Below are 11153 nucleotides of genomic sequence, written 5' to 3' on the forward strand. Positions count from 1 at the left end.
TATGAGCCCAGCGAGCTACCGAGCTGCTCCACCCCGCGTTGGGTGAACACAACACTACACACGCCGTCCGCGTATCGACAAATTGCCCGATCAGAGGCACTTTCCCGAGGAATTCGAGCCCGCTCCGAAGCGGATCCGCAGGCGCTCTGCGAATGCCACCCGCGGTCATCGGCAAACCACGGTCACGCCACCGTCTCGACGAACGCCCAGAACGTTAACGACGCGGTTGCCGCGTTTCCCGAGCGCTATACGCGTGACACGAATTACCAAATTCGAGTGATCCCGCTCACGTTTCCGTGTTATCACAGCCCGAGCTGGGTACGGAAAATTCTGGATATGACCAGCAGTTTTCCTCATATTCCCGGTTCGCGCGAATCGACTAATCGATAGTTATCGATACGTGATCTGACGAGATTTCTCCGTTACCGTCATTTGCAGGCCCCGACCAACCGGGACGGGCCGGACCGAACCGGAGAACACCGGCAACCCTGTCCCACGGTTCGGATCAAACCCCGACATCACCTGGGGACAGGGGCACGCAGGCCACGATCGCGCTGCCGGTGGGCACAGGGAGGGATTCGCATATGACCAAGACCCGAAAGTTCAGCACCCGCGCCCTCGGCATGACCGCTATCGCCGGAGCACTCGTTGCCGTACCGTTCGGTCTTTCCACCGCCACTGCCTCGGCCTACTCGGGCAACTGGGACGCTGTCGCCGAATGCGAGAGCAGCGGCAACTGGTCCACCAACACCGGCAACGGCTTCTACGGCGGCCTGCAGTTCACCCAGAGCACCTGGGAGGCCAACGGCGGCAGCGGCAGCGCTGCCAATGCCAGCCGCGAGGAGCAGATCCGCGTCGCCGAGAACGTGCTCGACACCCAGGGCCCCGGCGCGTGGCCGGTGTGCGGCTCGTACCTGTGACCCGCCCCGGCGCCTGAGCGCCGGTAGCCCGCACACATACGAAGAGGCGCTGTCATCCAGTGGATGACAGCGCCTCTTTCGTCGCTTGCGGGCTTCCCAGCTTCTGCGTGCGCGCCCGCTCGCCCAAGGGCGTGGGTGACGCACGGTCTCAGCCGAGCAGGCCCCCGGCCGCGCGGCCGTTACCGGCCGGCGTCCTGGTATGCCTTCACCGCCGCCTCGAGCTCGTCGAGCGCTTGTCCGAACTCCTCGAAGTTGCCGGTCCGCATGGCGGCGCGCACCTCCTCGATCTTGCGATCGAGTTCCGCGGCCGCGGCCGCCTGGGCGGCCGATCCGGTACCGGCCGGGGGCGCCGGCGCGCCGCCGTTGGCCGCGGCACCCTGATCCTGGGACTCATCGGGTTCGGCCGGCGGTGGCGCGGCGCCGGGACTGGGCCTGGTCGCCGGGTCACCGCCCGACGGCGTCGCCAATGCGCCCGAACCGGGCAGCACCTGATTCAGCGCGTCCGCCAGGGTGGACCCGTACCCGACCTTCACACTGCCGGCCTGATCGCGATAGCTGACCAGCACGCGCAGCAGCTGCGGGAAGGTCGCCGTGTTCTGGCCGGTATTGCGCTCGTTGTAGAACGGTTCGACGTACAGGATGCCGCCGTCGGCGACCGGCAGGGTCAGCAGATTGCCGTATCTGATCTTGTTCGAGTTCGACAGCAGGGTCTTCTCCTGCGAGACCTGCGGAGCCGTCGTCATCGTGTTCTGCGTCTGCTGCGGGCCCTGGGTCTGGGTATCGGTCGGCAGCTGCAGGATTCTGAACTTGCCGTACCCGTCGGGATCGGAGCGCACCGAGATATAGGACGAGAGGAACTGCCGGTTGTAGCCGACCATCGCGCTGGTCAGGTTGAACACCGGTTTACCCGTCTTCGGATCGCCCAGCAGCACGTAGTACGGCGGCTGGCTCGCCGACACCCCCTCCACGGTCGGATCGGCGGGAACCGACCAGAACGCGTTGTTGGTGAAGAATTCGCGCGGATCGTCCACGTGGTACTTGGTGAGCATCTCGCGCTGCACCTTGAACAGATCCTCCGGATAGCGGAAGTGCTCACGCAGTTCGGGGCTGATCTCGTTCTCCGGGGTCACCGCGTCGGGGAAGACGCCCCGCCAGGCCTGCAGCACCGGATCGCTGGGGTCGGTCTCGTAGAGCTCGACGGTGCCGTCGTAGGCGTCGACGGTGGCCTTCACCGAGTTGCGGATGTAGCTGACCTCTTTGCGCGGCAGCAACCGGCCGGTGCGCTGGTCGATACTGTCCTCGACCGCACCCTCCAGCGAGGTGGTCTGCGCGTAGGGGTAGTTGTCCAGCGTGGTGTAGGCGTCGACGATCCATTTGATCCGGCCGTCCACGACCGCCGGATACGCGTTGCCGTCGGTGGTCAGCCAGGGCGCGACCTTCTGCACCCGGTCCTTGGGCGACCGGTTGTAGAGAATCTTCGAATCGTCGCCGATCGCCGAGGAGAACAGGATGTTGCGCTCGGCGTATTTCGCCGCGAAGGCCAGCCGGTTGAACCAGTTGCCGATCGGGACGCCGCCGGTGCCGTCATAGGTGAAGCGCGCCTGGTCGGTGTCGTATTCGCGAGGCGACTGCCCCTCCTGCGCACCGACGATGGCGTAATCGGGATCGGACTGCGAAATCAGCTCGCCGTAGTAGATACGCGGCTGATCCACCGGGATCCGCTGCTGGTCCTTGGGCGTGAACAGGTCGCTGACCAGGAAGATCGGATAACCCGAGTCACTACTGCCGCCCGCGGCGTTGGGGTCCTCGGACTGCGGCCGGTTGACCCGGTTGGCCGGTGCGGCGACGAATCCGTTGCCGTGGGTATAGACGGTGTGCTTGTTGATCCAGTCGGTCTGGTTACCGCTGAGGGTCGCCGGCGACAGTTCACGCGCCGCGACGATGTAATCCTGGATCTGACCGTTGAGCGAGTACCGGTCGATATCGAGGGTGTCGGGGAACCCGTAGAAGTTCTTCAGCTGACGCAGCTGGGTGAAGGTCGGGGAGAGGATATTGGGATCCAGCAGCCGGGCGTTGGCGATGGTCGCGTGGTCGACCGGTACGTTCACCGGGTTCTTGCTGCTCTCGCCCTTGTAGTCGACGTACTCGATCTTGTCGTCGGTGATCCCGTAGGCGTGCCGGGTGGCGTCGATATTGCGCTCGATGTATTCGCTCTCCTTCTCCGCGGCGTTGGGCCGGACGGAGAACTGCTCGACCATCAGCGGCCACACCGCACCCACCAGGACCGAGGAGAGCACCAGCAGGGCCGCGGCCATCGCGGGCACGCGCAGATCGCGCAGCACGATCCCGGCGAAGAACGCCAGCGCGCAGATGATCGCGATCGACATCAGGATCAGCTTGGCCGGCAGCACCGCGTTGATATCGGTGAACGAACCACCGTTGAAGGTCGGCTCCTTCCGGTTGCTCATCAGCAGCTGATAGCGGTCGAACCAGTACGCGACGGCCTTGAGCAAGACGAACAGACCCGCGATCACCGCCAGCTGGACCCGCGCCGGAGTGGTGAGCACACCCTCGCGGCCGGTCAGCCGCAGACCACCGAAGATGTAGTGCGTCACCAGGTTCGCGAAGAACGCGATCACGATGGCGACGAACAACCAGTTCAGCACCATCCGGTAGAACGGCAGATCGAACGCGTAGAAGCCGACGTCGAGCCCGAACTGCGGTTCCGTACGACCGAACGACCCGCCGTGCAGGAACAACTGCACCGTCACCCAGTTCGACTGGGCCACCAGTCCGGAGAGCACACCCAGCAGCGCCGGGATGCCGAGCCCGAACAGCTTCAGTTTGCCGAGCACCGTGGTGCGATACCGCGCGATCGGATCACCGGCGCCCGAGGTCGGTATGAACACCGGGCGCGACCGGTACGCCAGCAGCAGTGCCAGCCAGACGATCGCACCGACGAGCAACGCGACGATCGCGAAGACCGCGATCCTGGTCAGCAGCACGGTGAGATAGACGCCCCGGAAGCCGACCTCCCCGAACCACAGCCAGTTCGTATACGTGTCGATGAGCCGGGGACCTACCAACAGCAGTGCGGCCAGCACCACCGCGCCCACCAGCAGCAGGCGGCTGCGCCGGGACAGCGAGGGTAATCCGGCGGGGGGGCGCATGCCCACGATGCCACTCTCCAGGGTCCGGCGGCGGGCCACCCGGTAGCGCCACCGGCCGCCGCGCCGCAGTCCGAATTGTTGCGGTCGGGGTCCGTACGGACCCTCTGCGCCCACTTTACGGAAAACGGACATGTGCGCGACCGCAGGGTTGGGGCGGTGTCGCGGTACCGGATGCGAGGATGGTCGGGTGAGCGCCGATCTGCATGCCGAAATCGTCCTTGCCCGTTCCGTCCACGAGGTCGCGGAGTTCGTGGACGCCGAGGGCTGGGGTAGAGCTCCGCAGATGTTCGCGCTGGTCCGCACCGCCGATCTGGTGGCCGCCGAACCCGCGCTCATCGATCAGGTCGACGCCGCCCACGAGCTGACCCCGATCGCCCAGGACCCGCTGCCGGAGGAGGTGGCGGGCGGGGCGGTGGCGCTGGACGAATTCCTGGCCACCACCAGCTGGCCGCCCGCGGTGGCCGGGTGCGTCCTGGTACAGGAGATCGTGGTCCTGCCGCCGGACGCGGAGGACGATCTCGACGAGGCGCTGACGCCGCTGCTGGCCGACGCCGACGCGGCCGACGCCGCGGGCCGGGCCGCGGCGCAGGCCCATCCGGAACGCCGCGACGCCCGGCTCTTCGCCGCCGCGCTGCGTACCGGAGACACCCTCTGCCTCATGCAACTCCGGCCCGAGGACGACGAGTCCGAGGCGCGGCTGGAACTGCGCACACACCCCGACCTCGCCCCGAATCTGGTGGAGGCGCTGCGGCATACCCTCGAGGACTCCGGCGACTGATCCGCGCCGGCCCGGATCCGCCGGCCCGGAACCGGCGGCGGTTCGTCCGGGCTATCCGCAGCTCGGCGCCTCCCGGCCGGCTCCCAGATCCTCGAGCGCCTGGACCGCGCCCGCCAGCGTCTCCACCCGGACCAGCCGCAGCCCGTCGGGGATCCGCTGACTCGCCTCGTTGCAGTTGCCCGCCGGAACCAGGAAGGTCTCGGCGCCCGCCTCCCGGGCGGCCATCATCTTGTACTGGATACCGCCGATGGCCCCGACCTTGCCCTCCTCGTCGATACTGCCGGTACCGGCCACGAACGAACCGCTGTCCAGATCGCCGGGACTGAGTTTCTCGACCAGCGCCAGGCTGAACATCAGCCCGGCCGACGGCCCGCCGATATCGGCGAGATTGAAGGTGATCTCCATCGGCGGTGCCGCCGATTCGGTGGGAGTCAGGCCGAGGTATCCCTTGGCCGCGTCGTCGGGGCGCGCGGCGAGCGGGATGGTGGCGGTCTGCTCGGCGCCGTCGCGGCGGTACACCACGGTGATCACCGTGCCCGGCGCCCGGCTCGACACCTCGGTGATCACATCCTGCGTGGTCGCCACCGGTTTACCGTTCACGCTGACGAGCTGATCGCCCGGGCGCAGCACCTCGTGCGAGGGACCCTGCTCGGCCACCTCGTGCACCAGTACCGCGGTCGGCAGGTTCAGCTGGTGCATGGCCGCGACCTCGGCGTTGCTCTCGGAGTTCGTGAACTCCTGTTCGTTGGACCGGTCGACTTCCTCGCGCGAGACATCCGGCGGATAGACCTCGGCCCGCGGCACGATCCCGTGCCGGCCGCTGACCCAGAAGCCGAGCGCCTCGAACAGGGTCAGGCCGTCGCGTACCGCGACCGTGGTCATATTGAGTTGCCCGGAGGTGCGGTCCACTTCGGCACCGGTCACCTCGACGACGTCGCGACCGTCGACTTCGCCCAGCGTATCGACGGTGGGCCCGGGACCGAGCGCGACGAACGGCACGGTGGCCACGCTGCCGATCACACCGAACAACACCACCGGGACCAGGGCGACCAAGAGCGTGATGATCCGACGATTCACCCGGTCAACACTAGCCATCCGGACCCGCGGGATGCGGGACAGGGACGCGCGGGGCGCGCCGCGCCCTTCCCTAGCGCCCGGCGCCACCGTGCCACCGCCGGTCCGGCGTACGGGGCTCAGCCCAGCCGGGCGAGCACCTGCTTCACCTCGGCGAGCGACGGATTGGTCGCGGTCGACCCGTCGGCGAACTTCAGGGTCGGCACCACATGGTTGCCGTTGTTCACACTGCCGACGAACTCGGCCGAGGCGGGATCGTCCTCGATATCGATCTCCACATAGGTGATCCCGGCCTCCTTCAGCTGCGTCTTCAGCCGGCGGCAGTAACCGCACCAGGTGGTCGAGTACATGGTCAGATCCGGTGTCGCATCAGTCACGCACAGAGCAACGCATCCACCCCCTCGGGTGTTCCGGGCGCTGTGCACAATGGAGCCGTGGCCGCACTCGATCTCTCCGCGCTGGATCCCGAGCAGGCCGCCGCCGTCCGCGCTCCCCGCGGGCCGGTCTGTGTTCTGGCGGGCGCGGGCACCGGGAAGACGCGCACCATCACCTACCGCATCGCCCACCTGGTCGCGGCGGGGCAGGTGCGTGCCGATCAAGTGCTGGCGGTCACCTTCACTGCCCGCGCGGCGGGCGAGTTGCGCGGCCGGTTGCGCACCCTCGGGCTGGGCGACGCCGCCTCGACCGTCCAGGCCCGCACCTTCCACGCCGCGGCGCTGCGGCAGCTGCGCTACTTCTGGCCGCAGGTGGTCGGCGAGGTGCCGTGGCGCATGCTGGACGGCAAGTTCCCGGTGGTGACCCGGGCCGCCCAGCGGGTGGGCCTGGCCTCGGGAACCGACAGCGTCAAAGATCTTCTGAGCGAGATCGAATGGGCGAAGTCCTCGCTGATCGCGCCCGAGGACTACGCGACCGCCGCGGCCGGGCACCACCGCGATACCCCCTTCCCGGCCGCACGCGTCGCGGAGGTGTACGCGGCCTACGAATCGCTCAAGAACACCCCCGAGGGCATGCTGCTGGATTTCGACGATCTGCTGCTGCACACCGCCGCGGCCCTGGAGGACTATCCGGCGGTGGCCGACGAGTTCCGGGAGCGCTACCGCTGCTTCGTCGTCGACGAGTACCAGGACGTCACCCCGCTGCAGCAGCGGGTGCTCGACGCCTGGCTGGGTGATCGCGACGATCTCACCGTCGTCGGCGATGCCAACCAGACCATCTACTCCTTCACCGGTGCGAGCCCCGCCCACCTACTGGACTTCTCACGACGTTTCCCCGACGCCACCGTGGTGCGGCTGGAACGCGACTACCGCTCGACACCGCAGATCGTCGGCCTCGCCAACCGCGTGATCGGTATGGCGCACGGACGTATCGCTGGTACGCGACTGCAACTGGTCGGCCAGCGCCCGGACGGACCGGAGCCCGAATTCGCCGAGTACGACCTGCTCGCCGCGGAGGCGGCGGATGTGGCGCGGCGCATCGAGCGACTGATGAAGGACGGCACACCGGCCGCCGAGATCGCGGTGCTGTACCGGATCAACGCGCATTCGGAGGCCTACGAGCAGGCGCTGACCGAACACGGCATCGCCTATCAGGTCCGCGGCGGCGAGGGTTTCTTCCAGCGGCCGGAGGTGCGCCAGGCGGTGCAGGAACTGCGCAAGGCCACCGCCCGCGACGATCTGCCCGACCCGTCACGCACCGGAGAACATCTCGTGACGCTGGTGCGTGCCGCCCTCGCCACGATAGGTCTCACCAACGCGGCACCGGCCGGAGCGCAGGCCCGGCAACGCTGGGAATCGCTGGTCGCGCTGGTCCGGCTCACCGAGGAACTGGTGGAGCACGAACCCGCCCTGAATCTCCCCGGTCTGCTGCGCGAACTCGCCGCGCGGGCGGAATCGCGGCACCCCCCGACGGTCCAGGGGGTGACGTTGGCCTCGCTGCACGCCGCCAAAGGCCTGGAATGGGACGCGGTTTTCCTGGTGGGACTCACCGACGGGGCGCTGCCGATCTCCTACGTCCTCAACGGCGACGGTTCGGTCGCCGATCCCGCCGCGCTGGAGGAGGAACGCCGGCTGCTCTACGTCGGCGTGACCCGCGCCCGGATACATCTGCTGCTGTCCTGGGCACTGTCGCGCGGCGACGGGGATCGCCGGTCCCGGCGCCGCTCCCGTTTCCTGACCGGACTGATCCCCGAGGACTCCCCCGCGTCCCGGATCACCGCCGCCGCCCGCCCCGCCGACAAGAGCCGCCCGCTGTGCCGGGTCTGCGGCCGGGCCCTGCTCGAACCGGAGACGCTGCTGCTGCGGCGCTGCAAGGGCTGTGCGGGCCAACCCGATACGGAACTGCTCGGCGCACTACAGGATTGGCGGCGAGAGAAAGCGGCGGAACTGGCCGTGGATCCGCGTGGCATCCTCGGCGTGAACACGCTCACCGCCATCGCCGAGCAACTCCCCGAGGACGAGGCCGGACTCGCCGCGCTCGGGGTCACCGAGAGCAAGGTCCGGCAGTACGGCGCGGAGGTGCTGGCGATCATCCGGTCCCGGCGCCGTGCCACTTCCGGACGGTAGCGCGGCACTCTTTCCGGGATCGGCGCAAAACCGCAGGTAGAAAATAGGTTGTCGAGTCCGGCAAGATTGCTTAAGGTGGGAATCGCGCTCGGGAGGGTACATCGACGCGCACTGTTGGAATTCGGATCACGAGTACATGGAGGGAGGCAGACAGATGAACGGCATCACTGACTACGGCAATTCGACCGTAGCGCTGAATACGCGGTTGTCGGCTGCTTCCCGGGGGTTCCTCGCTATGCAGGGGACCGGCCGGTCCTGCACCGATGGTATCGGTGCGCAGCCGCGCATTCGCCGTTCGCATCCGGACGTCATCGCACTGCAGGACCAGTCCTTCGCAATCTGGCACCCGGCTGCCGCACCCGCGGCAGCCGGCCCGCTCGCCATCGATCCCGCCGCAGCCTATGAGGCGGCCGACAAGCGGGCGGAAAGCCTCCGCAAAGGACACCCAGCGACCGTGAACAGTCGGCCACAGAGCCGACCGAGGTAGGACACCACTCCCGCCTCCTGGCCACGGATCGCAGATGCGAGACCGTGGCCATATTTTTTTGGCCTTCAGCCCACAAGGCATCGGTCTCGCGACAGCAACACCGAACCGCTGCACAACAAGCTGAAGGAGAACGACGTGGTCACCACCACACAGGACTGGCCGCCGGCCACCACTGACGTGGCGTGTCGCACTGTGGCAACCGAAACCGCGGACCCGCGGCTGCCGGCTCTGCCGTGCCGGGCGGGGGATCCGGACCTCTGGTTCGCCGAGAGCCCGGGCCAGCTGGAAGAGGCCAAGGCCCTGTGCGCGGCCTGCCCGATCCGGCAGGGCTGCCTGAGCGCCGCCATCGATCGGCGGGAACCGTGGGGCGTCTGGGGCGGTGAGATCTTCGATCAGGGGGTCGTCATCGCTCGGAAGCGTCCGCGGGGCCGGCCGCGCAAAGTCGCCAGCTGTGTCTGACGGGGTTCGCGCCGCAACCCCGCCGGATGCGCACCGACTGAGGAAACGAGCCGCTCATCGCTTCGCCGATGAGCGGCTCGTTCGCGTTGGGGGTGGTGCCGCTGATCACGGCCGGGTGGGGTCCCGGTCCTCGCCCCGCTCCCCCGGTTCCGCCGCCGGGTAGAGCCGGTGGATGGTGACCGCGGCCGCCAGCAGCCGGGAGTTGTTCGGTTCCGCCGGATCGATTCCGGTGAGCTCGCCGACCCGCCGCAGCCGATAGCTGAACGTATTGGGGTGCACGTGGAGCTGCGACGACGCGGTCTTGCGGTCGGGGCCGAATCGCAGATGTGCCTCCAGGGCTTCGAGCAGATGCGGGGCCCGCAACAGCGGAGCGATACGGGCCGCCAGCCGGTCACGCGCGGCGCCCGGCCTCGTGAGCTGATATTCGAGGAGCAGGTCGTCGAGCCGGTACACCCCCGGCGACCGACCCAGCAGCCGCGCGAGCGTAGCGAGTTCGGTGACCTCCGCGGCGGCGCGCGGGATATCAGAAGGGGGAACGGCTTCCGATTCGGCCAGATAGGTTTCCACGCCGAGCGCCTCGGTGAGTTCGGCGGCCGGCACCGCCGACTGCGCCCGCGATTCCGGGCCGGAATGTCCGGGCACGAGCGCGATCCCGGCCGAACCGTCGAAGGTGGCGAGCGCGCGACCGTGAGTGCACGCGTCCAGTGTCCGGTGGAAGACACGAATCCTGCGCCGTGCCAGCAGGTCTGTCGCCGAATTGGATTCTTCCGGGGCGGTATGCACGGCGACGACCGTGTAGCGGTCGGACAAGGGCGTATCGGCCCGCGCGGACAACTGATGGGCCGGTCGGCCGCGCAGTAGAGCCGAGCACAACTCCCGGCGCGCCTCGCGCTCGGCGTTGTGGATCGATTGCCCCACTTCGGCATAGGCCTCGGTCACGATGACGGTGATATGCATCAGCACATCGAGCAACCCCGAACCGATCGCCACGAGTTCATCCATCTCACCGGGCGTCGCCAGGCCGGCGGCTTCGGCCAGTAGTGTCTGCGCCGAGGCGTGAATGGCCTCGATCAGCAGCGGCAGCGGCAGCCGGTCTTCGGCGTGGCGTTCGGCGACGGGCGTGACGAAGGCGGCGATCTGGGCTCTGCCCAGCGGGTCGTCGGCACCGATGGCCCGCAGGACCGCGTGCCCGCAGGCGTGGATGGCGGGCAGCACCTCGGGCCGGAAATGCCCCTCCGGTAGATCCGCCGCGGGCGGTGTCGCGCCGAGACCGTCCGCGAGTAGCTTCTCCGACAACTGTGGCCATCGCATCCGCAAACGCTCGATAAGCGAAACGTCCGCGGTGGACGAAAGTGATCTTGCCCGCACCGTGCGATTGTCACCGAACGGCGGGAGGCGCGGACAGTTTCGCGGCCACCTCACGGACGGCTTTGTCTCCGGAGACAACTTCGGCGTCCGGACTTCGTCCGGCAGTGCAGTGACCACCCGGGATGGTGCGCGCAGACTGTGGTCGACATAACCGACAGGCACGGGGAGAGCTGAAATGGTCGCACCGGCGCGTCACCTCGACGAGGCCGCCACATCCGCCGTTCCCTTCGCCTACCGCGCCATGGCCCGGGCGCTGTTGACGGGGCGCAGCAGTGCCCGGATCGCCCGGGAGTCCGGTGTGCCGGTCGCCGACGAATACACGGTGCTCGCCGTCGC

The 11153-nt window shown here is 68.2% G+C and carries 9 protein-coding genes; 5 read left to right on the forward strand and 4 right to left on the reverse strand.

What is annotated here, in order from left to right; all coding sequences use genetic code 11:
- Positions 1-584: 584 nt before the first annotated feature.
- The gene (locus ACWDU1_RS21935; protein WP_450001056.1) at positions 585-920 is read left to right on the forward strand and encodes a transglycosylase family protein; all 336 of its coding nucleotides are present in this window, start codon (positions 585-587) and stop codon (positions 918-920) included.
- Between the two features lie 179 nt (positions 921-1099).
- Here the strand turns inward: ACWDU1_RS21935 and ACWDU1_RS21940 are convergent, their stop codons facing one another.
- Positions 1100-4096: a UPF0182 family protein gene (locus tag ACWDU1_RS21940; protein ID WP_450001058.1), complete on the reverse strand. Its 2997-nt coding sequence runs from the start codon at positions 4094-4096 to the stop codon at positions 1100-1102.
- Positions 4097-4277: 181 nt separating this feature from the next.
- Here ACWDU1_RS21940 and ACWDU1_RS21945 point away from each other — a divergent pair, with 181 nt between their 5' ends.
- Positions 4278-4868 (forward strand): PPA1309 family protein, encoded by a 591-nt coding sequence (locus ACWDU1_RS21945; protein WP_450001060.1) that lies wholly within the window; start codon positions 4278-4280, stop codon positions 4866-4868.
- A 51-nt stretch (positions 4869-4919) separates the two neighbouring features.
- Here ACWDU1_RS21945 and ACWDU1_RS21950 read toward each other — a convergent pair whose 3' ends face one another.
- Complete coding sequence (locus tag ACWDU1_RS21950) at positions 4920-5945, reverse strand: YlbL family protein (RefSeq protein ID WP_450001061.1); 1026 nt, start codon at positions 5943-5945, stop codon at positions 4920-4922.
- Between the two features lie 116 nt (positions 5946-6061).
- Entirely contained in the window at positions 6062-6325 is a 264-nt protein-coding gene (locus ACWDU1_RS21955; protein WP_450001068.1) for a mycoredoxin, read from the reverse strand.
- 51 nt (positions 6326-6376) lie between these two features.
- Here ACWDU1_RS21955 and ACWDU1_RS21960 point away from each other — a divergent pair, with 51 nt between their 5' ends.
- From ACWDU1_RS21960 to ACWDU1_RS21970, 3 genes are all read left to right on the forward strand, one after another.
- The gene (locus ACWDU1_RS21960; protein WP_450001063.1) at positions 6377-8503 is read left to right on the forward strand and encodes an ATP-dependent DNA helicase UvrD2; all 2127 of its coding nucleotides are present in this window, start codon (positions 6377-6379) and stop codon (positions 8501-8503) included.
- Positions 8504-8657: 154 nt separating this feature from the next.
- Positions 8658-8990, forward strand: coding sequence for a hypothetical protein (locus ACWDU1_RS21965; RefSeq protein WP_450001065.1), 333 nt, complete (start codon positions 8658-8660; stop codon positions 8988-8990).
- A gap of 177 nt (positions 8991-9167) precedes the next feature.
- Positions 9168-9449, forward strand: coding sequence for a WhiB family transcriptional regulator (locus tag ACWDU1_RS21970; RefSeq protein WP_450001069.1), 282 nt, complete (start codon positions 9168-9170; stop codon positions 9447-9449).
- Between the two features lie 105 nt (positions 9450-9554).
- On the opposite strand, the gene ACWDU1_RS21975 is transcribed toward ACWDU1_RS21970, so the two are convergent.
- Positions 9555-10760: a PucR family transcriptional regulator gene (locus ACWDU1_RS21975; RefSeq protein WP_450001066.1), complete on the reverse strand. Its 1206-nt coding sequence runs from the start codon at positions 10758-10760 to the stop codon at positions 9555-9557.
- Positions 10761-11153: the final 393 nt, after the last annotated feature.

Source organism: Nocardia sp. NPDC003345, from assembly GCF_053589395.1.

What these genes read in the sequence shown, in the direction of transcription:
- ACWDU1_RS21935 (WP_450001056.1), top strand. Translation starts at nt 585, where the DNA reads ATGACCAAGACCCGAAAGTTCAGCACCCGCGCCCTCGGCATGACCGCT.
- ACWDU1_RS21965 (WP_450001065.1), top strand. Translation starts at nt 8,658, where the DNA reads ATGAACGGCATCACTGACTACGGCAATTCGACCGTAGCGCTGAATACG.
- ACWDU1_RS21975 (WP_450001066.1), bottom strand. Translation starts at nt 10,760, where the DNA reads ATGCGATGGCCACAGTTGTCGGAGAAGCTACTCGCGGACGGTCTCGGC.